Source organism: Pseudomonas sp. G34, assembly GCF_031119625.1.
GTDB lineage: Bacteria > Pseudomonadota > Gammaproteobacteria > Pseudomonadales > Pseudomonadaceae > Aquipseudomonas.
This window is the reverse complement of record NZ_JAVHZV010000010.1, coordinates 157131-181853: the sequence shown is the minus strand read 5'-3', so window position 1 is coordinate 181853 and position 24723 is coordinate 157131. Positions and strand designations below refer to the sequence as shown.

Genomic DNA, 24723 nt, shown 5'->3' with positions numbered 1-24723 from the left:
TTTTTCTGACTGTGCTGCGGGGCACAAAAGCGTTACCGCGCTACCCGTTTTGTTACCGTTTGATGTGTGCGGCTCATGGGGCGTCGGAAAATGGCCCCCATTGCTGTGTCACTCGCTCTGCAACGCCTCTTCCAGCCTGATAAGCGTGTCGATGCGTGCCGGGCTGAAGGGCGGCCGGGGTGCTGGCGGCTGCCAACCGAACAGATGATGGGCAGCGGCGGCGCACACCCGCCCCTGGCAGGCGCCCATGCCGCAGCGGGTCGCCAGTTTCGCCTCACGCCAGCTGCCGTGCGTGGCCACGGCGCCATAGGGCACGTCTTCGCAGCGGCACAGCAGGGTGTCTGGTTGCGCCAGGTGTTTGAGCGCGGGATCCAGCGCGAAGTGCTTGTTCAGCGCATCGGCAAAGCGTTGCCAGCGGGCACGGGTTGCCCGCAACTGCCGCGCGGCCTCGCGGTTGCCGGCGGCGGCGTGGCCGGCAATGCGGCCTTCGACCAGGGCCAGTTCGCTGCCGCCGAAACCGGTGCATTCGCCCGCCGCGTAGATGCCGGCCACATCGGTCGCCTGCCAGGCGTCCACCTTGATGGCGCCGTTACCCAGCGCACAGCCGAGCGCCTGCCCCAGCTGCACGTTGGGGATCAGGCCGAAACCGCAGGCAAGGCGCTCGCACGCCAGCTCTTCGAGCTTGCCGTCACGCCTCAGGCGCACGCCTTCCAGGCGATCCTGCCCCAGCGCGGCGACGATGCGCGTGCCTGGGCGGTAACCGCCATCGAGCAGGCCGAAGGACTGCAACAGCTTGTGCGGCCAGCGCGGCAGTTGCAGGGCGAAGGCGGCGACGGCACCTGTTGATGCCTGCTCGGCAATGCGTAACACCTGAGCGCCGGCCTGTTTCGCGGTGCTCGCGCTGGCCAGCAGCAGCGGGCCGCCGCCGGCGATCACGATGCGCTCACCGGCCACCGGCAGGCCGCCCTTGATCAACGCCTGCAGGCCGCCGGCACCGGTAACACCGGGCAACGTCCAGCCGGGAAACGGCAGCAACAACTCGCGCGCGCCGGTGCACAGGATCAGCTTGCGATAGGCGATCACCCAGCCGCGCTCGGCACCTTCCACCAGCAGCGCATGGCTGCCGGCGCAGGCCACCACGCGGGTGGCGGCGTGGCGCTGGATACTGGCGTGGTTATCCACAGCATCGCGCAGGCGGCGCGCCTGGGCAGGCACCTTGGCTCCCGCGCCATCGCGCCAGATCTGCCCGCCGGGCAATGGATTGTCGTCGAGCAGCACCACCTGCATACCGTCGCCTGCAGCGGCCAGCGCGGCGGACAGGCCGGCCGGGCCGGCGCCGATGATCAGCAGGTCAGCCTGTTCGCTCATGGCCATGTCTCCACCTGCATGCCATCGCGGCACAGGGTCTGGCAGGCCAGGCGGCGCAGGCCGTCGACGGTTACCCGGCATTCCTGGCAGATGCCCATGCCGCACAGCGGCGCCCGGCGCTGGCCGCTGACCGAGGTGCGTGTGCTGCCGTCGCCGCCCAGGGCGAGCGCGGCAGCGACCGTGGTGCCCGGCGCTACGCTGAGCGGGCGCCCATCGTGGTGCAGGTCAGGCATGGGCGGTTTCTCCAAGGTAACGCCGGGGCGCATAGGCGGCGGCGGGAATGGGTTCGGCCTCGCCCCACAGCAGCGCCGCGAGCAGGCCGGCGGTGCCCGGCGCGGCGGTAACGCCCAGCCCCTCATGGCCGACCGCCAGCCACAGGCCTGGCTGCCCGGGATGTTCGCCAATCAGCGGCATGCCGTCTGGCGTGGCGGCGCGAAAGCCGGCCCAGGCGCGGATGCCATTGAGCTGTGCCAGGCCCGGCGCGTAGCTCGCGGCGTGCTTGAGCATGCGCGCCAGCAGCCAGCCGTCGACCTCGGGGTCGAGGCTGTCGAATTGCCGCGAGGTGCCGATGAACAGCTGGCCGGTCGGCCGCGGCTGGATATTGCAGGCCACCGAGGCGCCACTGCTGTTGTGCACGCTGCTCAGGTAGCTCAGCTCGGTGATGGTGTGGGTGACCGGGTGCGGGTAGCGGTCGGTGATCAGCAGGTGGCCCTTCTTCGCCGAGATGGGCAGCTCCGGGCAGAGCTCCACGGCCTGGATGCCATTGGCGAGCACCACGGCATCGGCGCCTAGCCAACTGCCGTCTTCGAGGCGCACGCGGTTGCCGTCCAGCTCCGTGACCTTGGCGCGCCGCTGGGTGATGCGCGGGTTGTCGAGCATCCAGCGTGCAGTGTTCGGTGCGTAGAGAATGCCGTCGTCGGGCAGGCGCAGGGCGCCGTGCAAGCCGTCGCGCAGGATCGGTTCCATGGCCTGCAGCGCGTGGCCGGGCACCATCTCGCAGCGTATTCCCTCGGCGCGCAGGTTGCCGCTCTTGGCTTCTGCCGCTGCCAGCTCTTCTTCGTTGGCGGCCAACCACAGCGTACCGTTGTTGCGATACGCGCAGTCGTCCGGCAATTGCGGGCCCAGCTCACGCCAGCGGCTCAGCGAATAGCGGCTGATATCCAGTTCGGCCTGGTTGTCGTCGAGCACCAGCAAGTGGCCCATGCCGGCGGCGGTAGCACCCCGCAGGCCCGCATCGATGACCAGTACCTGCTGGCCGCGGCGGGCCAGTTCGCGGGCGCAGGCAGCGCCGATGATGCCGGCGCCGATGACGATCACATCGGCGACCCGCAGCGGGCTCACGGGCGGATGCCCCAGGCGAACGGGTCGTCCTGTTCGAGCAGCAGGGTGGCTTCGGCGCTGATATTGGCGCGCCCGCGGATGGTCGGGATCACCTTGTCACCCTGCCATTGGTACGAGCCTTCGAACAGGCTGCCGATCACGCTGGCCTGGCGCCAGATCTGTCCGGGTTGCAGCTTGCCGTCGGCCGCCAGGCAGGCCAGCTTGGCGCTGGTGCCGGTGCCGCAGGGCGAGCGGTCGTAGGCCTTGCCTGGGCAAAGCACGAAATTCCGGCTGTCGGCTCGCAGCGAAGCTGCTGCGCTCGATGATGCGGCGTTGGGAGCTGGCGAAAAATGCTCCTTTACAGCCAGTAAACTGCGCTTTTTCGCCAGCTCCCGCCTTGCCTCCTCTTCGCTCGCGACGCTTGGCTGCGAGCCTTCCGGCTGTTCATTTTCCGCAAACAGCTCGATATGGTCGATAAGGCCGCCGTCCTCGCCGCGAACGCCCTGGTCTTCCAGCGCCTTTTGCACGGCGTAGGTGTAGGCGGTCAGCGCTTCGACGTTGTCGCCGGCGATGCGCTGGCCATGCTCGGCGATCAGGAAGAACCAGTTGCCGCCCCAGGCGATATCGCCCCGCACCAGGCCGTAGCCCGGCACCTGCAGGTCGACGGCCTGGCGGTAACGGTAGGACGGCACGTTGCGCACGCTGACCGAGCGATCCTCGTGCAGGGTCGCCTCCACCGTGCCCACTGGCGTTTCGATCTTGTGCACGCCAGGGCCGATGCGGCCCATATGGGCCAGCGATACCACCAGGCCGATGGTGCCGTGCCCGCACATGCCGAGGTAGCCGGTGTTGTTGAAGAAGATCACGCCGGCACAGGCGCTGGGGTCTACCGGCTCGCAGAGCAGGGCGCCGACCAGTACATCGTTGCCGCGCGGCTCGAGAATGCAGGCGGCGCGCCAGGCATCGTGCTCGCTGGCCAGCCGCTGTTTGCGCTCGGCCATGCTGCCCGTGCCGAGATCAGGAAAGCCGCTGACCACCAGGCGGGTCGGCTCGCCGCCGGTATGGGAGTCGATCACTTCGATGCGTTTCATGGGCGCTGCGCCTGTATGCCGATTGAATGGCTACAGGGTGACGCGAGGCGAGCCAGACGGCTTGAAGGATTTGCGCCGGTGCGATGACGAAATCGGCACAGTGAGCCAGGCCGTTCCTCACGCTTGGGTGGAATCATCCAGCTAGGCTTGTTCGGCTGAAGCGCGTTGCCGCCCATCCCACCTACGACATGTGCACCCCGTAGGGTGGGCTTCAGCCCACCAATGCTGGCCGCATTAGCGAATTTCAGCCCTCTTTGGCGCTGACGATCCCGGCGACCAGAGCCGGCTTGCAATTGATGAACGCCGAGCCCTTCAGCCAGCGTTTGTCCGGGTAGTAGGAGAACATGAATTGGCCGCCCTTGAGGCTGTCCACCACCATGCGGGCGACCTCCGGGCGTACCGCCGGGCAACCCTGGCTGCGGCCGATGCGGCCCTGGGTCTTGATCCAGGCCGGGTTCACGTAGTCGGCGGGGTGGATGACGATGGCGCGCTGGCGAGCGAGGTCGTTGAAGCCGGGCTCCAGGCCGTCCATGCGCAACGAGTAGCCGTGTTTGCCGGTATAGCTTTCGCTGGTGCGGAACAGGCCGATGCTGGACTGGTGGCTGCCTTCACGGTTGGAAAAACGCGTGGCGAAGTTGTCGCCGGACTGCTGGCCGTGGGCGACCAGGTCGTGCAGCAACACGCGCTTGCTGCTCAGGTCGAAGATCCACAGGCGGCGTTCACTGGACGGTTTGGAGAAGTCGATCACGGCCAGACGCTGGGCAGGCACGGCACCATTATTGATGGCACAGCGCATCGCGTCGAGGGCGTGGTTGAGCACCTTGCGATCGAGCGCCGGGGCTTGTGCTGACAGGCCCTCCAACAACGGATCCGGCGCCAGGGTGGCGGCCATCACGGACGGAACGGGCAATGCCAGGCAAAGAAAGGCTAAGCAAATTCGCTGAATCGTGGTCATCATTTCAAGTCTCTGAGCTTCGGCCATCGATGGCGCGCGCCTTCGCCAGGCGATGCGGGCACAACAAAGCCCGCGATTCTAGCAGCCGAGTTCCCTTGTCCCGCGGGCCATTCCGACGGGCTGTCATTCACTCTGTCGTAAATTGGAGCGGCGCCTTGTTTTCTCCCTCTGCAACCGCTGCCTGGGCACTGGCCCTTGCGGCACCCCTGGCGCTGGCCGATGCGCTGCCGCCCAGCCCGCTTCAGGAGCAGCTCGCCGAGCCCGCACTGAGCTGTGTCACGCCCGTGCTTGAGCTGTCTGCCAAGGATCGTGAGTGGCTCGAGCCGTTCTACCTGCTGCGCGGCGCGCAGCCCGTGTGGAACCAGGAAAACCTGCCCGTGCTGTTCGCCCAGCTTGAGGCCTTGGGCGACGATGGCCTGGAGCCGCGCGCCTATCACCTGGAGCCGCTGCGCGAACTGGCGGCGGTCGACGATCCATCGCCGCGGCTATCGGCCTGCGTCGAGGTGCTGGCCACCACGGCGTATCTGCAGGCGTTGCGCGATCTGGCCTACGGGCGCCTGGAGCAGGCCAAGGTGGAGCCACTCTGGGAGCCCGAGAGCATGGCCGTGCAGCAGAGCCAGGCGCCGCTGCTGGCGATTGCCCAGGCTGGGCTGGCTGATCCGACGCAGGCCTTCGAACAGGCGCGGCCGGATTTCGGCCCCTACCAGCAATTGCGCCAGCGCTACGCCGAATTGCGGCGCCAGGAACTGCCGCAGTGGCTGGCGATCCCCGGCGGCACGCTGCTCAAGCCTGGCGCCGTGGATGGCCGGGTGCCCTTGCTGGAGCAGCGCCTGCAGCTGCATGGCGATCTGTCCCAGGGTGCGCCGGCACTGGTCGCCGAGCAGACCTCGGTGTATTCCACGGCGCTGGTCGAGGCGGTCAAGGCCTTCCAGCGCAACCACCTGCTCAAGCCCGACGGGGTGGTCGGCCCCGGTACGCTGGCCGAGCTGAACCGTTCGGCCAGCGAGCGCATGGACCAGATCCGCATCAACCTGGAGCGCCTGCGCTGGCTGTCCCACGAGATCGAGCCGACCAGCGTGCTGATCGACGTGGCGGGCGCCGAGGTGATGTTCCTGCGTGACCATGCCGTCGCCTGGCAGGCGCGCACTCAGGTCGGTCGCCCGGCCCGGCCGACACCGCTGCTGCGCTCGCGCATCACCCACCTGACGCTCAACCCGACCTGGACCATTCCGCCGACCATCCTGAAGGAGGACAAGCTGCCCGAGCTGCGCCGTGACGCGGCAGGCTATCTGGCCGCCAACCATATGCAGGTGATCGATTACGACGGCAACCCGGTGGACCCGCGTGGCGTCGACTGGGAGCGCCCCGGTCGGGTGATGATCCGCCAGTCGGCAGGCGCTCACAGCCCGCTGGGCAAGGTGGCGATCCGCTTCCCCAACCCCTTCTCGGTGTACCTGCACGACACGCCGAGTCAGCGCCTGTTCGACAACCTGCCGCGGTTGTTCAGCTCGGGCTGCGTGCGCATCGAGCGGGTCACCGAACTGGTCGACCAACTGCTCGTCGGCGCCTCGCCCAGCGAGCGTGCGCGGATCACCAGGCAGTGGGACAGCGGCCGCACCCTGCGCGCCGACCTGCCACGCCCGGTACCGATCCTCATGGCCTACTGGACGGCCCAGGTTGGCGCCGATGGCCAGGTGCAATTCCGCCCGGATATCTACGGCCACGACGCCCGTTTGCTCAAGGCGCTGGAGGCGTCCAACCGCATCTAGGATGAGTCGCAGCTTGTCGAGGAGTGGAGCGATATCCGGTACGCGGATTTGATGATGCTCGCGCTCCAGGTAGGGTGGACAACGCTGTTTTTGTCCACCATCAAGGCATAGGAGCGGTGGACGGTTAAAGCGTCGTCCAGCCTACGAAGGCTGCCGACTCAGCGATGCCCAGGCAACTGCTCGAACAGGCTGCGGCACACGCCGGTGATGTGCTCTTCGAGTAGCCTGGCGGCCCGCTCGATGTCGCGGGCGCGGCAGGCGGCGAGGATTTCGCGGTGCTCGTGATCGGCGCGGTCCTTGCCCTCGGACAGGCTCATCTGCATGCGCAGGTAGCGTTCCAGCTTGTCGTGGATGGAGCGGATCAGGCTGACCAGAAATGGCCGCTGCGCCGGTTCGTACAGGCAGGCATGCAACGCCCAGTTGAGCTCGGCCCAGCGGCCGACATCGTCTTCGCCGATGAACTCCTCGCAGATGCGCTCGGCACGGGCGAAGGTGGCTTCGTCCATATTGGGAATCGCCAGGCGCAGCACCTTGTCTTCGAGCAGGATGCGCACCTCGAACATCTGCGCCAGGTCCGGCTCGGAGATGCGCGTGACCACCGCGCCCTTGTTGCGCTGGAACACCACCAGCCCCTCGGCCTCCAGGCGCTTGAGCGCTTCGCGCACGGGGATCTTGCTGACGTTGAACAGCTTGGCGATATCGTCCTGGCGCACCGGCTCGTCTTCGGCGAAATGCCCGGCGACGATGGCGTCGCGCAGGTGCTTGGTGATCACCTCGGAGGCAGATGGGGTAATGCCCAGGTTTGGGGCATTCAGGGGAGGTAACGGCACGTGGGTGCACCTGCTAAAAAGGGCTTTTGGATATGATATACGAAAGCCCTACAGCGAATTGCCCACGCCACTGAACTGTTCGGCCAGCGCGCCGATCTGCTTGCGCTGGTCGCGCACGAAGTTGAAGAACGCCTGGGCCACTGGCGACAGGTACTTGCCCCGAGGGTGCAGCACGCACCAGCTGCGCAGCAGCGGCAGTTCGGCGACCGGCAACTCGCGCAGCAGGCCCAGTTGCAGCTCGCGGCGTACCGCGTGGCGCGGAATCAGCGCCAGGCCCAGGCCCGCCAGCACGCCTTCACGCTGGCCCTCCATGGAGCCAACCTCCTGGATCTGCGCGAAGTGCGCGCGCTTCTGGTGGCAATACTCCTCGCAGGCGCGGCGGGTACCCGAGCCCGGCTCGCGTACCAGCAGCGGCCACTCGCACAGATCCTGCAATTGCAGGGCCTCGGCCTGGCTCAGCGGATGATCCGCCGGCGCCACGGCGATGATCGGGTTGTTGAGAAAGGGCAGAAATTCCAGGGCCATGTCCGACGGCACCTGGGACATGATCAGCAGGTCGTCGCGGTTGGCGCTCAGCCGCCTGACCGCCTGGGTATGGTTGACCACGGTGAGTTGCAGGCTGACTTCCGGGTGCTCGCGGCGAAAGGCGGCGAACAGATGGGGAACGAAGTACTTGGCGCTGGATTCGATGGCCAGGCTCAGTTGCCCCTGCAGCGAGCCCTTGAGGTCGGCCAGCTGCATGTCGAGGCTTTCCAGGCGCCCGAAGATATCCTCGCTGGCGCGCTGCAGCGCTTCGGCGGCTTCGGTCAGGTACAGCTTCTTGCCGACGTAGTCGAACAGCGGCTGGCCGAGCAGCTCTTCGAGCTGGCGAATCTGCAGGCTCACTGCCGGTTGAGTCAGGGCCATTTCCTCGGCGGCGCGGCTGTAGGAACGGTGATCGCACACCGAGCGGAATACCTGAAGCTGGCGAAAGGTCATGCGTAACAATGACTTGCGAATTTTATTCACCACTGTGGTGGTTTGTTGTTCGCAGAGCATAAGTTTTTACTTATGCACAACCCAACAAATATTGATTTTGGTTAATTGTTACAGCGGCGTAGGGTTGATCGCAAGATCGGGCGGACATATCCGGTCATATCTCGACCCTCAATGGGTTGCCTGTTCACGTGATCGAGGATGCTGGCTCGTGATCAAGAAAATCCTGATCGCCAACCGTGGCGAGATTGCGGTGCGCATCGTGCGGGCCTGTGCCGAAATGAACATTCGTTCGGTGGCCATCTATTCGGATGCCGACCGCCAGGCGCTGCACGTCAAGCGTGCCGATGAGGCGTATGGCATCGGTGACGACCCGCTGGCCGGGTACCTGAACCCACGCAAGCTGGTGAACCTGGCGGTGGAAACCGGTTGCGATGCGTTGCATCCCGGTTACGGCTTTCTCTCCGAGAACGCCGAGCTGGCGGAAATCTGCGCCGAGCGCGGCATCAAGTTCATCGGCCCGAGTGCCGAGGTCATCCGCCGCATGGGCGACAAGACCGAAGCGCGGCGCAGCATGATCAAGGCCGGCGTGCCGGTCACGCCGGGCACCGAGGGCAACGTGGCGGATATCGCCGAAGCATTGCGCGAAGGCGACCGCATCGGCTACCCGGTGATGCTCAAGGCCACCTCCGGTGGTGGTGGCCGCGGTATCCGTCGCTGCAACAGCCGCGAGGAACTGGAGCAGGCGTTTCCGCGGGTGATCTCCGAGGCGACCAAGGCCTTTGGCAGCGCGGAAGTGTTCCTGGAAAAATGCATCGTCAATCCCAAGCATATCGAAGCGCAGATCCTCGCCGACAGCTTCGGCAACACCGTGCACCTGTACGAGCGTGACTGCTCGATCCAGCGCCGCAACCAGAAGCTCATCGAGATCGCCCCCAGCCCGCAGCTCACCCCCGAGCAGCGCGCCTACATCGGCGACCTGGCGGTGCGCGCCGCCCAGGCGGTCGGCTACGAGAACGCCGGTACCGTGGAGTTCCTGCTCGCCGAGGGCGAGGTGTACTTCATGGAGATGAATACCCGGGTGCAGGTGGAACACACCATCACCGAGGAAATCACCGGCATCGATATCGTCCGCGAGCAGATTCGCATCGCCTCGGGCTTGCCGCTTTCCATCAAGCAGGAAGATATCCAGTACCGCGGCTTCGCCCTGCAGTTCCGGATCAACGCCGAGGACCCGCGCAACAACTTCCTGCCCTCGTTCGGCAAGATCACCCGCTACTACGCCCCCGGTGGCCCCGGCGTGCGTACCGACACGGCGATCTACACCGGCTACACCATTCCGCCGTACTACGACTCCATGTGCCTGAAGCTGATCGTCTGGGCACTGACCTGGGAAGAAGCCCTGGCCCGTGGCTCCCGCGCGCTGGACGACATGCGCGTGCAGGGCGTGAAGACCACGGCCACCTACTACCAGCAGATTCTCGCCAACGACGAATTCCGCAGTGGGCGCTTCAACACCAGCTTCGTCGACAACCACCCCGAGCTGTTGAACTACTCGATCAAACGCAAGCCGGGCGAACTGGCCCTGGCCATCGCCGCCGCCATCGCCGCCCATGCCGGCCTGTGAGGAACGCACCATGACAAGAAAGATCACGGTTACCGACACCATCCTGCGCGACGCTCATCAGTCCCTGCTGGCCACCCGCATGCGCACCGAAGACATGCTGCCGATCTGCGACAAGCTCGACAAGGTCGGCTACTGGTCGCTGGAAGTCTGGGGCGGCGCGACCTTCGACGCCTGCGTGCGCTTCCTCAAGGAAGACCCGTGGGAGCGTCTGCGCCAGCTGCGCGCGGCGCTGCCCAACACCCGCCTGCAGATGCTCCTGCGCGGCCAGAACCTGCTCGGCTATCGCCACTACAGCGATGACGTGGTGCGCGCCTTCGTCGCCAAGGCGGCAGAGAGCGGCATCGACGTGTTCCGCATCTTCGATGCGATGAACGACGTGCGTAACCTGCAGGTGGCCATCGAGGCGGTGAAGGCCAGCGGCAAGCATGCCCAGGGCACCATCGCCTACACCACCAGCCCGGTGCACACCGTGGCGGCGTTCGTCGCCCAGGGCAAGGCCATGCAGGCCATGGGCATCGACTCCATCGCCATCAAGGACATGGCCGGTCTGCTCACGCCGTACGCCACGGCCGATCTGGTCAAGGCGCTGAAGGCCGAGATCGACCTGCCGGTGTTCATCCACAGCCACGACACCGCCGGCCTGGGTTCGATGTGCCAGCTCAAGGCCATCGAGGCCGGCGCCGACCATATCGACACGGCCATCTCCAGCTTCGCCTGGGGTACCAGCCACCCGGGTACCGAGTCGATGGTCGCCGCGCTCAAGGGCAGCGAATACGACACCGGCCTGGATCTGTCGCTGATCCAGGAGATCGGCATGTACTTCCACGCGGTGCGCAAGAAGTACCACCAGTTCGAAAGCGAGTTCACCGCCGTCGACACCCGCGTGCAGGTCAACCAGGTGCCGGGCGGGATGATTTCCAACTTGGCCAACCAGCTCAAGGAGCAGGGCGCGCTGAACCGCATGAACGAAGTGCTGGCGGAGATTCCGCGGGTGCGCGAAGACCTCGGCTTCCCGCCGCTGGTCACGCCGACCTCGCAGATCGTCGGTACCCAGGCGTTCTTCAACGTGCTGGCCGGTGAGCGCTACAAGACCATCACCAACGAGGTGAAGCTGTACCTGCAGGGCGGCTACGGCCAGGCACCGGGCAAGGTCAACGAGCAGCTGCGCAAGCAGGCCATCGGCAGCGAAGAGGTCATCGACGTGCGCCCGGCCGACCTGCTCAAGCCGGAGATGGACAACCTGCGCGGGCAGATCGGCGACCTGGCCAAGTCCGAAGAGGACGTGCTGACCTTCGCCATGTTCCCGGACATCGGCCGCAAGTTCCTCGAAGAGCGCGAGGCCGGCACCCTGCAACCCGAAGCCCTGCTGCCGATTCCCGATGGCACTGGCGTGGCCGCAGCGGGCGGCGCGGGCGTACCGACCGAATTCATCATCGACGTGCACGGCGAGAGCTACCGCGTGGACATCACCGGCGTCGGCGTGAAGGGCGAGGGCAAGCGGCACTTCTACCTGTCCATCGACGGCATGCCCGAGGAAGTGGTGTTCGAGGCACTCAACGACTACGTCGCCGGTGGCACCGGCAGCAAGCGCCGCAGCGCCAGCGCGCCGGGCGACGTGAGCACCAGCATGCCGGGCAATATCGTCGACGTGCTGGTCAAGGAGGGCGACACCGTCAAGGCCGGCCAGGCGGTGCTGATCACCGAAGCGATGAAGATGGAAACCGAAGTGCAGGCGCCGATCGCCGGCACCGTCAAGGCCGTGCACGTGGCCAAGGGCGACCGCGTCAACCCGGGCGAAGTGCTGATCGAAGTCGAAGCCTGACCGTTACCGATTAACCTCTGGGGGCCGCAAGGCCCCTTTTTTTGTCTGGCCGTTGGCCAAGGCCAGCTGAAACCGCGACCCACTTCGCCATGGCAACAACCTCGACGCTCACCATTGCCTGCAAAAAACCGTGGGAGCGAGCGGGGCGCCCAGGACATGCCCGCGAGTTATTCGGGCGCATGGCGCCCTCCCACAATGACTTGGGTGTACATCGGCTGGCCGCCATCGCTTGCAATGGTGCCTAGGCTCCAGCACCATATCTGGGCCTGAAGTGGCATACTGCCAGTATCTGGGTTGTGGCGATTGCCGCTCTGCCTGCCGGCGCCTGCAATGCGCCGGCTCGACCTCTTTATAAGGATATTCCATGCTGCGTCGTTGCGTTCTACTCATCCTGCTGTTCAGCCTGGCCGCCTGTTCCAATGGCCGCAAGATCGACTATTCCCAGGCCTACCCCGTGGTGCCGCAAACCTTCACCAAGGCCGTCGAGGTGCAGGTGATCGATGAGCGTCCCTACGTGGTTTCCGGCAACAAGAAGGGGCATTTCGTTGGTCTGATCCGCGGCAGCTACTACATCCCCTATGACGTCAACACGCGCTCCGGCGAGCCGCTGGCTCAGGAGCTGCAGAAGTCGCTGCTCGGTGGCTTGCAGCGCAAGGGCGTCGCCGCCCGCGGCGTGGATGGCACGGTGCGCCAGGCGTCTTCTGCCGACGCCATGCTGCTGTCGGTTCGGGTGCGTGAATGGAAGAGCGAAAGCTTCATGGGCGTGGTGCTGACCCACGCGCTGACTGCCGACGTGTTCGATAGCCGCGGCCAGCGCCTGGCGTCGGTGCCGCTGCAGGGTTCATCGAGCGTCTATGACTTTACCGACTCGGGCAAGGCCATCCTGTCCAGCGTGCTGACCCAGCAGTACGTGCAGAAGGCGCTTAATGGCGAGCAGGTCGAGGTGGTCGAGGCAGCCGAGATCGAAGAGGGTTCGGTGCGTCGTGATCCTGCCGGATTGTTCACGCCGCCGATTGCCCGTGACGGCGTGTTCTGAAGGCTGCCGCTTGCAGGCATAACCTTTTCAGCAATCGTTCTAAGCATCCGCATGCCGGGGCGGGCTAAAATAGCCGACCGTTTCAATTGGTTATTCGAAGGTCTATATGAGTCTGTCCATTCCTGCCGCAGCGCCGGCCAATCGCCCGGGTACGCCATTGGTGGCCATCGGGCTGCTGCTGGCCGGCGCGCTGCTGCTGACCTTTGCGGTCAGCGGTCGCCAGGCGTTGTTGTTCATCGTCGGTGGCGCGCTGGGCCTGGTGCTCTATCACGCCGCATTCGGCTTCACCTCGGCCTGGCGCGTGTTGCTCAACGAGCGCCGTGGCGCCGGCCTGCGGGCGCAGATGGTGATGCTGGCCATCGCCGTGCTGCTGTTCTTCCCCGCTCTCTCGGCCGGCACCCTGTTCGGCGAGCCGGTCAGGGGCCTGGTGGCACCGGCGGGTACCTCGGTGATCGTCGGCGCGTTCATCTTCGGTATCGGCATGCAGCTGGGCGGCGGTTGTGCCTCCGGCACGCTGTTCACCGTGGGTGGCGGCAATGCGCGGATGCTGGTGACGCTGCTGTTCTTCATCATTGGTGGGGTTGGCGCGACCCATCACCTGGAGTGGTGGTCGGCGCTGCCGAGCCTGCCGCCGACCTCCATCGTCAGCAGCCTGGGCCTGGTGCCCGCGCTGATCGTCAGCCTGGCCTTGTTCGCCGCCATCGCGGCAATCAGCGCCCGCCTGGAGCTGCGTCGCCACGGCAGCCTGGAACGTGCGGCGCCGAGCGAGCACCAGGGCTGGCAGCGTTTCCTGCGTGGCCCCTGGCCGCTGATCTGGGGTGCGGTGCTGCTGGCGCTGCTCAACTTCGCCACCCTGGCGCTGGCCGGTCGCCCCTGGGGCATCACCTCGGCATTCGCGCTGTGGGGCGCCAAGGTGCTGCAGGGCAGCGGCGTGGACGTTTCCGCCTGGGCGTTCTGGCAGCAGCCGGGCAATGCCCAGGCGCTGGCTGCGCCGCTGTGGGAAGACATCACCACGGTGATGGATATCGGCATCGTCATCGGTGCGCTGCTGGCCGCAGGCCTGGCCGGGCGCTTCGCGCCGAACCTGAACATCCCGCTGCGCTCGCTGATCGCCGCGGTGATCGGCGGCCTGCTGCTCGGCTACGGCTCGCGCCTGGCCTATGGCTGCAACATCGGCGCCTACTTCAGCGGCATTGCCTCCGGCAGCCTGCATGGCTGGTTGTGGCTGGTCGCTGCCTTCGTCGGTAACGGTGTGGGTGTGCGCCTGCGGCCGCTGTTCTTTCCCGGTGAACGCCGCGAGGCGAAGCTCACCGGATGCTGATCGCCCGCCTGGCAAGGCCGGCCGCGTTGCTTGTCGGCGCGCTGCTGGCCCTTGCCTTGGGCGGCTGCCAGTCATCGCAACAGCGGCTGGGTGAACTGGCTGGCCAGCATGACCAGCGATTACAGACCCTGGACAGCAAGCCCTTTCCCTTGCTGCTCGCTGCGCCGGCCCATGTACCGGCCGCAGCGCGTCTGCGGGTTTATCTGGAGGGCGACGGCCATGCCTGGGCGACGCCCTCGCAGCCCAGCCTGGATCCGACCCCGCGTGATCTGCTGGTGGCGCGCCTGGCGTTCAGCGACCCGACGCCGAGCCTGTACCTGGCGCGGCCCTGCCAGTTCGTCAGGGCTCCGGGCTGCACCACCCGGCTGTGGACCAATCAGCGTTTCGGCGCCGAGGTGCTGGGCAGCCTCGACCAGGGCCTGGACCTGATCAAGGCGCGCTACGGCAACCACGACTTCGAGCTGGTCGGCTATTCCGGCGGCGCCGCCCTGGCGCTGCTGCTGGCCGCCCGGCGTGATGATGTGGCCAGCGTACAGACCCTGGCCGGCAACCTGAGCCCCCGTTACTGGGTGCAGGTGAAACACTTGAGCCTCCTCGACGGCTCCCTCGAGCCCCTGGACGACCGCCAGCGCCTGGTGCAGATCCCGCAACGCCACCTGACGGGGGCCGCCGACACGCTGGTGCCGGCGGCTGTCATGCAGCATTACCTCGATGGCCTCGGCGCGGCGCGGTGCGTGGAAACTGCCAGCCTGCCTGGGGTAACCCACCATGCAGGCTGGGAAAGGGCCTGGGCGCAGTGGCGGCAATCGCCCCTGAAATGCGCCTTGAGCAGCCGGCCCTGATAGCCGGCAAACGAGCTTCGGGCATGGCTAATGCCTGTTTCCCCAGGGCCAGTTAGTGAATTCGCCTGTTTTTTTGCCGCCTCTTGGGGGCAAGTTGTTATAGCCTTGGCGCCTTGGCAACAATCGCTGTGCTTTGCAATTGATTGATCCGCCAGCCGTTTTCCAGAAATCGTGTTCATGACGATGGCCCGCTCGGCGGATACTTCGGCGTCACCGCGCCATGCCGATCCTGGCGGCCACAAGCCGACATGGACATAACAAAAAGGATAACTACCCCATGGATTCATTCCTCGCTTTACTGTCGAGCATCAACAGCTTCGTGTGGGGCCCGTTCCTGCTCATCCCGCTGCTGTTGCTGACGGGCCTGTACCTGACCATTCGCCTGCGCGGCCTGCAGTTTCGCGTGCTCGGCCATGCCTTCTGGCTGGCTTTCGTGAAACGCTCGGAAAAGGGCAACGTGCCGGGCGACGTGTCCCATTACCAGGCGCTGGCCACGGCGTTGGCGGCGACCGTCGGGGTGGGCAACATCGCCGGCGTGGCAACGGCCATCGGCATCGGCGGCCCGGGCGCGCTGTTCTGGATGTGGATGACCGGCCTGCTGGGCATGGCGACCAAGTATTCCGAGGCGCTGTTGGGCGTCAAATACCGGGTGACCGACGCCAAGGGCGAGCAGAGCGGCGGCCCGATGTACTACCTCACCAACGGCGTGGGTGGCTGGTTCGGCAAGACGCTGGGCATCGCCTTCGCGATCTTCGGCGTACTCGCCTCGTTCGGCATCGGCAACATGGTGCAGTCCAACACCGCGGCCCATCAGCTGTATGACACCTGGGGCGTATCGCCGGTGGTCAGCGGCCTGTGCCTGGCGCTGGTCACCGCGGTGGTGATCATCGGTGGCATCAAGAGCATCGGCCGCTTCGCCGCGGCGGTGGTGCCGCTGATGATCGTGCTGTACATCGCCTGCATCATCGTCGTGCTGGTGGCTTTCGCCGACCGTTTGCCGGCTGCCATCGCGCTGATCTTCACCGATGCCTTCAGCGGTTCGGCGGCGGCCGGCGGCTTCCTGGGGTCCAGCATCATCCTTGCCGTGCAGATGGGCGTGGCCCGTGGCATCTTCTCCAACGAATCGGGGCTGGGTACCGGTGCCATCGCAGCGGCAGCGGCGAAGACCGACAAGCCGGTGCGCCAGGCCATGGTCTCGATGACCCAGACCTTCCTCGACACCCTGGTGGTGGTGACCTTCACCGCCCTGGCGATCATCGTCACCGGCGCCTGGATGCAGGAAGGCCTCAAGGGCGCCCCGATGACCGCCTGGGCCCTGGAGCAGGGCATGGGGGGCGGCTGGGGCCTGTACACCGTGGCCATCAGCGTGATGGTCTATGCCTTCACCACCATCCTCGGCTGGTCGTATTACGGCGAGCGTTGCATGGAGCGCCTGGTGGGCCGGGTGGCGGTGATGCCGTACCGGCTGGTGTTCTCGGTGATGGTGTTCGTTGGCGCGGTGACCTCCCTGGAAGTGGTGTGGACCTTCTCCGACATCGCCAACGGCCTGATGGCCCTGCCCAACCTGATAGGCCTGCTGCTGCTCTCCGGCATCGTGGTCAAGGAAACCCGCGACTACATGAGCCGCAAGAACTGGAAGAGCGAGGACTGATTAATCGGCGCTCCCACAGCATGTAGGGTGGATCACGCTGCATCGATCCACCGTGTCGGTGGACGTGAAAAGCGACGTCCAACCTACATGCCGATTGGCGGGCACCAGCCAGCGATTGCGGCAGCTCTCGCTCAGAGCGTGAGCAACGGTCAGCCTGCAAGCTCAGCAACGAAATGGCCCCGCATGAGCGGGGCCATTTCGTTCTGTAGCCTGGGCGCTACAACCCGCAGACGCTGCCATCGCTGCGCGGGTCGGCGGCGCCTTCGAGCACGCCGTTGGGGTGGCGCAGCAGGGCGCCGGCATGGCCCATGGTGTCGCTGAAGGCCTCGTCCAGCTGCTCGACGATATGCCCCGCCTGGCGCAACTGCCCGACCAGTTCGGCGGGGAAGCGGCTTTCCAGCTTCAGGGTGGTGCTGATATCGCCCCAGGTGCGCCCGAGCAGCCAGCGCGGCGCGCTGACCGCCGCCTGCAGGTCGCTGCCCAGGCGATAACGGCTGAGAATCGCCGCCTGGGTCTGCGGCTGGCCTTCGCCGCCCATGGTGCCGTAGCTGAGGGTGCGGCCATCGTCGAACAGCGCCAGGGCCGGGTTGAGGGTATGGAAGGGTTTGCGCCCCGGCTCCAGGGTCTGCAGCGCCGTGGGATCGAGGGAGAAGCTGATGCCACGGTTCTGCCAGGCGACGCCGGTGGCCGGCAGCACCAGCCCCGAACCGAACTCCCAGTACACGCTCTGGATGAAGCTCACGGCGCGCCCCTGCGCGTCGATGCAGCCCATCCAGATGGTATCGCCGGGCTGCGCCGGCTGTGGCCAGGGCAATGCCTGGTGTGGATCGATGGCGGCAGCCAGGTGCTGCAGGTTGGCAGCGGCCAGCAGGCGCTGCGGGTCTTCCGGCACGCGCCCCGGATCGCTGACCACGCGGTCGCGAATCAGAAAGGCCTGCTTGGTCGCCTCCACCAGGCCGTGCACGTGGGCAAAGCCTTCGGCCTGGGTGACGCCGAGCTTGTCGAAGATGCCGAGGATCAACAGCGAGGCCAGGCCCTGGGTGGGTGGCGGCATGTTGTACAGGGTGGCATCGTTGAGGCGCACGCTCAGCGGTTCGACCACGCGAGCCCGATAGCCCTGCAGGTCGCTCAGGCGCAGCGGGCTGCCCAGGCGTTCGAGGTCGGCGGCCATGCGCACGGCCAGCTCACCCCGGTAGAAGTCGTCCAGGCCGGCATCGGCCAGGCGCTGCAGGGTGTCGGCCAGGGCGGGCTGGCGCAGCAGGTCGCCTTCGCGTGGCGGTTGCCCGTCATGCAGGTAGACCTCGGCGAAACCTGGCACATCGCGCAGCTCGGCCAGTTTGCTGCGAGTGAGCTGCGCCTGGCTGCGGCTGACCACCACGCCGCGCCGCCCATGGCCGATGGCGTCGGCCAGCAGCGCGGGTAACGCCAGCTGTGGCTGCCAGTGGCTGGTCCGGGCCAGGGCTTCGGCCCAGCCGCCGACGGTACCGGCCACGGTCAGCGCGGCCAGCGGCCCACGGCTGGGTATCTGCGCATGACCGGCATAGAAATCGCGGTCGGCCAGCGCCGCGGCGCCGCCGCAGGCATCGATGGCGATGGGCGGCTTGCCCGGTTCGTGGATCAGCCAGAAACCGTCGCCACCGATGGCGTTCATGTGCGGGTAGACCACGGCAATGGTGGCCGCTGCGGCGACCATCGCTTCCACGGCGCTGCCGCCGGCCTTGAGCACGTCGCGCCCGGCCTGGGCAGCCAGGTGGTGAGGCGCCACGAACAGGCCGCCGGTGGCATGGGTCGTCTTGAGCATGCTGGATCCTTTCTTGTTGGTTGGCCGGGCCGATCATCGCCGGCCCGGCTTGATTGCGCCATCACCAGCCAATGGCGGTGGGCAGCCAGGTCGCCAGTTGCGGGAAGCAGAACACCACGGCCACCGCCAACGCCTGCAGCGCCACGTAGGGCAAGGCGCCGAGGTAGATGTCACGGGTGCTGACGCCGGGCGGCGCCACGCCCTTGAGGAAGAACAGCGCCCAGCCGAACGGCGGGGTGAGGAACGACATCTGCAGGTTCAGCGCCACCAGGATGCCCAGCCACACCAGGTTGGTGTCGTAGGCGACGAACACCGGCAGGAACATCGGCAGGGCGATGTAGGAGATCTCGATCCACTCGAGGAAGAAGCCGAGCACGAACAGCACCGCCATCAGGAACAGGATCGCTCCCAGTTCGCCGCCGGGCAGCAGGTCGAACATCTCGTGCACCAGGGCTTCGCCACCGAGGCCGCGAAAGGCCAGGGAGAAGGGCTGCGAGCAGAGCAGGATCAGAAAGATCATCGCGCTGATGGTCAGGGTGCCGTGCAGGGTGGCCTTGAGGGTTTGCCAATCCAGGCGCCGTGCGCAGGCGGCGATGATCAACGCGCCCAGGGCACCCATGGAGGCCGCCTCGGTGGGCGCGGCGACGCCGCCGATGATCGAGCCGAGCACGGCCATCACCAGCAGCATCGGCGGCAGTACGCTGCGCGCCATGTCCTTGAGCAGTTGCTTGCGGCTGGTCAGGGCGCGCTCCTCGGCCGGGATCGCCGGCACCCAGTGCGGGCGCAGCCAGCCGAGCAGCAGCATGTAGGCCACGTAGATGAGCGCCAGCACCAGGCTGGGGATAAAGGCGGCGGCGAAGATCGAGCCCACCGACTGGCCGAGGATGTCGGCCAGCAGGATCAGCACCAGGCTCGGCGGGATCACCTGGCCCAGGGTGCCGGAGGCGCAGATGGTGCCGCAGGCCACGCTCTTGTTGTAGCCGCGACGCAGCAGGGTCGGCAGGGTCAGCAGGCCGATGGTCACCACGGTGGCGCCGACGATGCCGGTGGAGGCGCCGAGCAGCACGCCGACCAGGATGATCGCCAGGCCCATGCCGCCGTTCAGGCCGCCCATGGCGCGGCCGATGGTGTCGAGCATGTCCTCGGCGACCCGGGATTTCTCCAGCATCACGCCCATGAAGGTGAACAGCGGTATCGCCAACAGGGTGTAGTTGCTGACCACCCCGAACATGCGCGCCGGCAGCAGGGCGAAGAGCATCGGGCCGAAGCCGAGCATGCCGGCAACGAAGCCGGACACGGCCAGGGAAATGGCCACCGGCACGCCGACCATCATCATGGCGAAGAAGCCGATGACCATGGCGATGGCCAGCCATTCATTGGGGCTCATGCGCGTACCTCCCGAGCAGGGGCGGGCTGCAGCAGCAGGCAGAGCGCGCGCAGGCTATCGGCGACCCCCTGCAGGCCGAGCAGGCCGAAGCCCAGCGGCAGAAAGGCCTTGATCAGGAAGCGATAGGGCAGCCCGCCCGGGTCGGGCGAGCCCTCGCCAATGGCGTAGGACTGCAGCGTGTACTTGAACGCCAGGTGGGCGATGTAGAAGCCGATGGCCGCGGTGGCCAGGCCGCTGAACAGGTCGACCGCCGCCTTGGTCTTCAGCGCGAACTTCTCGTAGAGAAAATCCACCCGCACGTCCTGGCGGTGCTTGAGGGTATAGGCGATGCCGAGCAGGGCGATGGGCGAAATCAGATACCACTCCAGCTCCTGCAAGGCCACCGGGCTCAGGTCGAAGAGGTAGCGCATCAGCACGTCGAACGACACCAGCAGCACCAGCAGCAGCACGCAACCGCGGGCCAGTGCGCCGAGGGCCTCCACCAGCGCCTCGATGCGGCTGACGATGGCCATCATGACTCGCCCATCCCGATGTCCATGAACGCCTTCTCGCCCACCGAGGCCCAGGACAGATACTGCTTGCGGAAGGCGAAGAAGTGCTCGTAGATCTTCTTGGTCGGCGCATCGCCCGCTGCCATGCTCGACAGGGTGTCGCGGGTGACCTCATGCAGGCGCTTGATGATGTCGGCCGGCAGTGGCCGGGCGATCACGCCCTGGTTGTTCACCAGGTCCTGCATGGCCTCGGCGTTGACCGCATCGCACCACGACCAGCTGTCGACATTGCAGCCCTGGGCGCAGAACCGCACGATGGCCTGCAGGTCGGCCGGCAGGCTGTCCCAGGCCTGTTTGTTGATGATCAGCTCGGTGACGTTGGTCGGCTCGTGCCAGCCGGTGGTGTAGTAGTTCTTGGCCGCCTTGTGCAGGCCCATGCGCCGATCCTGATAGGGGCCGACGAATTCGGCGGCGTCGATCACCCCACGCTCCAGCGCCGGGAAGATCTCGCCACCGGGCAACAGGCGCACGGCCACGCCCAGCTCGCTGTAGACCCTGCCGGCCAGCCCGGCGATGCGCATCTTCAAGCCCTTGAGGCTGTCGACGTTTTCCAGCGGCTGGCGGAACCAGCCGGTCATCTGCGTGCCGGTATTGCCCATGGGCATCGGCACCAGGCCGTGGGGTTGGTAGAGTTCTTCCCAGAGTTGCAGGCCGCCGCCGTTGTACAGCCAGGCGTTCATGCCCTGGGTGTTCATGCCGAAGGGTACGGCGGTGAAGAATTGCGCGGCGGGGATCTTGCCGGCCCAGAAGAAGGCATTGGCGGCGTTCATCTCGACCATGCCGCTGGCCACCGCATCGAAGCCCTCCAGCGCCGGGATCAGCTCGCCGGCGGCGAAGTGCTGGATCTTCAGGCGCCCGCCGGACATCGCCTCGACGCGCTTGCAGAAGTCGGTCGGGCTGCCGGGGCCCTGCACGTAGAAAGGTGAGCCGGGCGCATAGGCGTTGGTCATCTTCCAGTTGAAGGTCTTGCTGCTGACCGCAGCGCTGGCCACGCCGCTGGCACCCAGCGCCAACCCCGCGCCAGCGGCTAGGGCGCCGGCACCGATAAAGTTGCGTCGATTGAGGCTCATGGAAGATCTCCTGTCAGTTGGCCACCGGCGTGCGGACGTGCCGGATGTAAAGTCGCTGCTGATTGCCATCAGCAACTGCCATGCCAGCAGAAGATTTTTATAAATTGTTGATTATTATCGGTTTTATTTTTCGCTCGAATGTTCGGCGAGGGTTCGCAGCGCACAAAAACCAAGCGCGATGGCAGCCCCAGCGCTGACGAAACGACAAGCAAAGCGGTGATTACTGAACATGTGGCAGGTCGCGGCGGTTACTCGGGTTCATACCGTCAAGCAGGGGCACGGTGAGCAGCCAAATGTCAGTTGTGCACCAAAACGCACCGCCGGCACGCTTTTAACGCAGCCTTGGCGGTGCGGCGGACGGCTGACAATGGTGACCGCCGATGCGGCGAAGGGCCCGGGGCCGTCTCTGCGCCGCTCTGCCGGGAGCGCGCCATGGGCGCGAAATCGCGGGCCTGAATCAGGCGCCCCGGCTGCTCCCCAGGGCCGCGCTGAACCGAGGCCGCCGGCTTACAGCCGCGCACCGCCGCGCCGGTGCTTGACCCGGGTCAGCAGCGCCTTGCAGTCCACGGTGAGAATTTCCGGGTGGTTGAAGATGTGCTGGCGCACGAAGGCATCGAAGGTTTCGTAGCTGTCGGTCAGGGTGTGGATATGCAGGCTTTTCAGGTCGCTCATGATGTACAGGCTGACCACTTCCATGGTCGCTGACAGCCGCTCGGCGACGGCCTCGATGGCGTGCGGCGCGACGGTCAGGTCGACGAAGGTGGAGATGCCCTTGCCGAGCTTTTCCGGGTTGACCACTGCGGTGAATTTCTCGATCACGCCATTCTCCACCAGCGCCTGCACCCGGGTGCGGGCGTGGGCACGGGAGATGTTCAACTGGCGGGCGATCTCGGCGAAGGAGGTGCGTGAATCCTTGATCAGGATATTCAGCAACGCATTGTCCAGTTTGTTCATGGTTCGCTCGGTCGGTAGATGAACCGACTGCGATGCGGGTTGCGTGCCAGGCCGGCTGCGACGTCGCCGTGTCGATGTCTCTAGAGCAGCTTGCGGTACTGCTCGAACCCCGCGCGCTCACCGATGCGCTCGTAGAGCAGCTTGGCCTTGGCGTTGCTCTCGTGGGTCAGCCAGTGCACGCGCGAGCAGCCGGCCTGCCGGGCCTGGGCGTAGACGTGTTCGATCAGCTGGCGGCCGATGCCGTTGCCGCGCACGTCCTTGCCGATGAACAGGTCCTGCAGGTAGCAGTAGTCACCCGTGGTCCAGCAGGAGCGGTGAAAGACCCAGTGCACCAGGCCGACGGGATTGCCGTCGTGCCAGGCCAGGGCGGCGAACATCGGCTCGGCGGGGTCGAGGAAGCGCTGCCAGGTCAGCTCGCTGGTCGCCGTGTCGATCTCGGTCATGTAGAAGCGCTGGTAGCCCTGCCACAGGGGCAGCCAGACAGCATGGTCGGCGGCGCTGACGGCGCGGATTTCCACGGGAATGCGAACGCTCATGGGCAGCTCTCCTGAAAGTCGGTCGAGGGTCATCCTGCGTCGCCGGGACCAGCATCGCAAGCATCCGTGCAGGTGAAGCGTCCTAGCGCCCGTTCAGGTAGGCCTTGCCGTAATGCCGCTCCAGGCGCGCCTGGATCAGCTCGAGGCCGATCGACAGCAACCAGTAGATCACCGCCGCAGTGGTCAGCATCTCGATGTAGCGGTACGACGAGCGGCCGTAGGACTGGGCCAGGAACATCACCTCCCAGACGCCCATCACTGAGATCAGCGACGAGTCCTTGAGCATCGAGATGAACTGGCTGGTGGTCGGCGGGATGATGGTGCGCATGGCCTGGGGCAGGGTCACCCGCCAGAAGATCACCGTCGGCTTGAGGCCCAGGGCCAGGGACGCTTCGCGCTGGCCGGGCGGCACGCCAAGCAGGCCGGCGCGGAAGATCTCGCTGAGATACGCACCGTAGTTCAGCGACAGGGCGATGATCCCGGCGGTGATTGCGCCCGGCACCAGGCCCAGTTGCGGCAGGCCCAGGTAGATCAGCAGGATCTGGATCAGCAGCGGCGTGCCGCGAAAGAACGAGGCGTAGAAGCTGGCGATGCCGAACGCCACGGCGCTGTTCGACAGGCGCGCCAGGGCGGTGACGAAGCCCAGCGCCAGGGATGCCCAGATCGAGCAGAAGCACAGGAACAGGGTCAGCGCCGCGCCCTGCAGAAAGCCGTTCGGCGCCAGGCTGGCGCCGAGCAGGTTGGGCAGCTTGTCGAGGATGATCGAGAACTTCAGGTCGAAGCTCAGGAAGAACGCCACGCACAGGGCGAACAGGGTCGCCCAAGTGAGGTACAGGCGGCTGCGAAAACCGAACAGGCGCTGCAGCAACGACTCGCCCGCCTGGGGCGGCGGGCGAGGGGTTTCAGGTGGAGGCGTCATTGGCTGATATCTGAACCGATCCACTTCTTGGAGATGGCCGCCAGGGTACCGTCCTGGCGCAGCTCTGCGAAGACGCTCTCGACCTTGGCGCGCCACTCGGCGTCGTTCTTCTCGATGGCCACGGCATTCGGCTCGGCGTACAGCGCATCGCCGGCCAGCTTGAAGCGCTTGTCCTGGTCGATGCGCGGCTGCGCGGTCACCAGGTTGGTGAGGATCGCATCCAGGCGCACGCCGGCACCCAGGGCCAGGTCGTGGAAGGCCACGGTGTCGTTGTCGTAGGGCGCGACCTGCACGGCCTCGAAGGGATACTCCAGCGGCTGGTCTTCGGCGCCCTCGATGACCAGGTCCTTGTTCAGGTAACTCTCGTAGGAGGCGGCGCTGGTGACGCCGACTTTCAGACCGGACAGGTCCTTGGCCGAGTGGATGCGATCATCCTTGGCGTTGACCACGATCACCGCTGGCGAGGCGTAGTAGGTCACCGGGAAGTCGAACACCTGGGCGCGGGCCTGGCTAGGCGTCATCGAGCAGATGCAGATGTCGTAGCGGCCGTTCCAGCGACCGGCGGCGATCACGTCCCAGGAGGGCGTTTCCAGGCGCAGCTTGACGCCCAGTTTGTCGGCCACCGCCTTGGCCACGTCGACGTCGAAGCCATCGAGCTGGTTCTGCTCGTTGAGGAAAGAGAACGGCGGATAGTTTTCCATCAGCACGTTGACCAGCTCGCCGTTCTTCTCGATGCGTTCGAGGGTGGCGCCGGCCAGGGCCAGGTTGCAGAGGGAGGCGAGAGTCAGGCCGAGGGCGGCGAGCAGAGTGGTTTTCACAGAGATCCTTGGGCGCGAAAAAGGTTGTGAGCAGCAATTTGTGTGTATTAAATAGTTATAAACAAGTGCATCCAAATGAA

The 24723-nt window shown here is 66.1% G+C and carries 22 protein-coding genes; 7 read left to right on the top strand and 15 right to left on the bottom strand.

The genetic code is table 11. The annotated features are described in order from the left end of the window. Window positions 1–108: 108 nt before the first annotated feature. The 5 genes from QYS36_RS08690 to QYS36_RS08670 all read right to left on the bottom strand — a co-directional run bounded on the left by QYS36_RS08690 (window position 109) and on the right by QYS36_RS08670 (window position 4737). Window positions 109–1368, bottom strand: coding sequence for an FAD/NAD(P)-binding oxidoreductase (locus QYS36_RS08690; RefSeq protein WP_308839100.1), 1260 nt, complete (start codon window positions 1366–1368; stop codon window positions 109–111). Next, window positions 1365–1601, bottom strand: coding sequence for a (2Fe-2S)-binding protein (locus QYS36_RS08685; protein WP_308839099.1), 237 nt, complete (start codon window positions 1599–1601; stop codon window positions 1365–1367). Before QYS36_RS08685 ends, QYS36_RS08690 begins: the two co-directional genes overlap by 4 nt. Beyond that, window positions 1594–2709 (bottom strand): FAD-dependent oxidoreductase, encoded by a 1116-nt coding sequence (locus QYS36_RS08680; RefSeq protein WP_308839098.1) that lies wholly within the window; start codon window positions 2707–2709, stop codon window positions 1594–1596. The genes QYS36_RS08685 and QYS36_RS08680 overlap by 8 nt, the downstream gene beginning before the upstream one ends. Next, window positions 2706–3779, bottom strand: a complete 1074-nt coding sequence (locus tag QYS36_RS08675) for a proline racemase family protein (RefSeq protein WP_308839097.1) — start codon at window positions 3777–3779, stop codon at window positions 2706–2708. The genes QYS36_RS08680 and QYS36_RS08675 overlap by 4 nt, the downstream gene beginning before the upstream one ends. Before the next feature lie 244 nt (window positions 3780–4023). Then, the gene (locus QYS36_RS08670; RefSeq protein WP_308839096.1) at window positions 4024–4737 is read right to left on the bottom strand and encodes a murein L,D-transpeptidase catalytic domain family protein; all 714 of its coding nucleotides are present in this window, start codon (window positions 4735–4737) and stop codon (window positions 4024–4026) included. 152 nt (window positions 4738–4889) lie between these two features. On the opposite strand from QYS36_RS08670, the gene QYS36_RS08665 reads away from it, so the two are divergent. Beyond that, a complete protein-coding gene (locus QYS36_RS08665; protein ID WP_308839095.1) occupies window positions 4890–6503 on the top strand; it encodes a L,D-transpeptidase family protein in 1614 nt (537 codons plus the stop codon). Between the two features lie 158 nt (window positions 6504–6661). Here the strand turns inward: QYS36_RS08665 and QYS36_RS08660 are convergent, their stop codons facing one another. Continuing rightward, window positions 6662–7318 carry a GntR family transcriptional regulator gene (locus QYS36_RS08660; protein ID WP_374990434.1) on the bottom strand — a complete coding sequence of 219 codons (657 nt, stop codon included), beginning with the start codon at window positions 7316–7318 and terminating at the stop codon, window positions 6662–6664. 63 nt (window positions 7319–7381) lie between these two features. Beyond that, the gene (locus QYS36_RS08655) at window positions 7382–8332 is read right to left on the bottom strand and encodes a LysR family transcriptional regulator (RefSeq protein WP_308839263.1); all 951 of its coding nucleotides are present in this window, start codon (window positions 8330–8332) and stop codon (window positions 7382–7384) included. 187 nt (window positions 8333–8519) lie between these two features. Here QYS36_RS08655 and QYS36_RS08650 point away from each other — a divergent pair, with 187 nt between their 5' ends. The 6 genes from QYS36_RS08650 to QYS36_RS08625 all read left to right on the top strand — a co-directional run bounded on the left by QYS36_RS08650 (window position 8520) and on the right by QYS36_RS08625 (window position 16607). Continuing rightward, the gene (locus tag QYS36_RS08650; protein ID WP_308839093.1) at window positions 8520–9935 is read left to right on the top strand and encodes an acetyl-CoA carboxylase biotin carboxylase subunit; all 1416 of its coding nucleotides are present in this window, start codon (window positions 8520–8522) and stop codon (window positions 9933–9935) included. Window positions 9936–9945: 10 nt separating this feature from the next. Further along, entirely contained in the window at window positions 9946–11757 is a 1812-nt protein-coding gene (gene oadA / locus QYS36_RS08645) for a sodium-extruding oxaloacetate decarboxylase subunit alpha (protein WP_308839092.1), read from the top strand. A 364-nt stretch (window positions 11758–12121) separates the two neighbouring features. Beyond that, window positions 12122–12793 carry a hypothetical protein gene (locus QYS36_RS08640; RefSeq protein WP_308839091.1) on the top strand — a complete coding sequence of 224 codons (672 nt, stop codon included), beginning with the start codon at window positions 12122–12124 and terminating at the stop codon, window positions 12791–12793. A gap of 106 nt (window positions 12794–12899) precedes the next feature. Continuing rightward, window positions 12900–14114: a YeeE/YedE family protein gene (locus QYS36_RS08635; protein WP_308839090.1), complete on the top strand. Its 1215-nt coding sequence runs from the start codon at window positions 12900–12902 to the stop codon at window positions 14112–14114. Then, complete coding sequence (locus QYS36_RS08630) at window positions 14108–14956, top strand: alpha/beta hydrolase (RefSeq protein WP_308839089.1); 849 nt, start codon at window positions 14108–14110, stop codon at window positions 14954–14956. The genes QYS36_RS08635 and QYS36_RS08630 overlap by 7 nt, the downstream gene beginning before the upstream one ends. Before the next feature lie 277 nt (window positions 14957–15233). Continuing rightward, entirely contained in the window at window positions 15234–16607 is a 1374-nt protein-coding gene (locus QYS36_RS08625) for a sodium:alanine symporter family protein (protein WP_308839088.1), read from the top strand. A gap of 217 nt (window positions 16608–16824) precedes the next feature. Here the strand turns inward: QYS36_RS08625 and QYS36_RS08620 are convergent, their stop codons facing one another. The 8 genes from QYS36_RS08620 to QYS36_RS08585 all read right to left on the bottom strand — a co-directional run bounded on the left by QYS36_RS08620 (window position 16825) and on the right by QYS36_RS08585 (window position 24643). Next, window positions 16825–18408, bottom strand: coding sequence for a gamma-glutamyltransferase (locus QYS36_RS08620; RefSeq protein ID WP_308839087.1), 1584 nt, complete (start codon window positions 18406–18408; stop codon window positions 16825–16827). Window positions 18409–18469: 61 nt separating this feature from the next. Next, window positions 18470–19795: a TRAP transporter large permease subunit gene (locus QYS36_RS08615; protein WP_308839086.1), complete on the bottom strand. Its 1326-nt coding sequence runs from the start codon at window positions 19793–19795 to the stop codon at window positions 18470–18472. Beyond that, on the bottom strand, window positions 19792–20310 hold the full coding sequence (locus tag QYS36_RS08610; RefSeq protein WP_308839085.1) for a TRAP transporter small permease subunit: 519 nt from the start codon (window positions 20308–20310) through the stop codon (window positions 19792–19794). The genes QYS36_RS08615 and QYS36_RS08610 overlap by 4 nt, the downstream gene beginning before the upstream one ends. Continuing rightward, window positions 20307–21416: a TRAP transporter substrate-binding protein DctP gene (locus QYS36_RS08605; protein ID WP_308839084.1), complete on the bottom strand. Its 1110-nt coding sequence runs from the start codon at window positions 21414–21416 to the stop codon at window positions 20307–20309. The genes QYS36_RS08610 and QYS36_RS08605 overlap by 4 nt, the downstream gene beginning before the upstream one ends. A 507-nt stretch (window positions 21417–21923) precedes the next feature. Then, a complete protein-coding gene (locus tag QYS36_RS08600) occupies window positions 21924–22370 on the bottom strand; it encodes an Lrp/AsnC family transcriptional regulator (RefSeq protein ID WP_308839083.1) in 447 nt (148 codons plus the stop codon). Window positions 22371–22450: 80 nt separating this feature from the next. Continuing rightward, window positions 22451–22906, bottom strand: a complete 456-nt coding sequence (locus tag QYS36_RS08595) for a GNAT family N-acetyltransferase (protein ID WP_308839082.1) — start codon at window positions 22904–22906, stop codon at window positions 22451–22453. Window positions 22907–22988: 82 nt separating this feature from the next. Then, entirely contained in the window at window positions 22989–23825 is an 837-nt protein-coding gene (locus QYS36_RS08590; protein ID WP_308839081.1) for an amino acid ABC transporter permease, read from the bottom strand. After that, a complete protein-coding gene (locus QYS36_RS08585) occupies window positions 23822–24643 on the bottom strand; it encodes an ABC transporter substrate-binding protein (protein WP_308839080.1) in 822 nt (273 codons plus the stop codon). The genes QYS36_RS08590 and QYS36_RS08585 overlap by 4 nt, the downstream gene beginning before the upstream one ends. Between the last annotated feature and the right edge of the window lie 80 nt (window positions 24644–24723).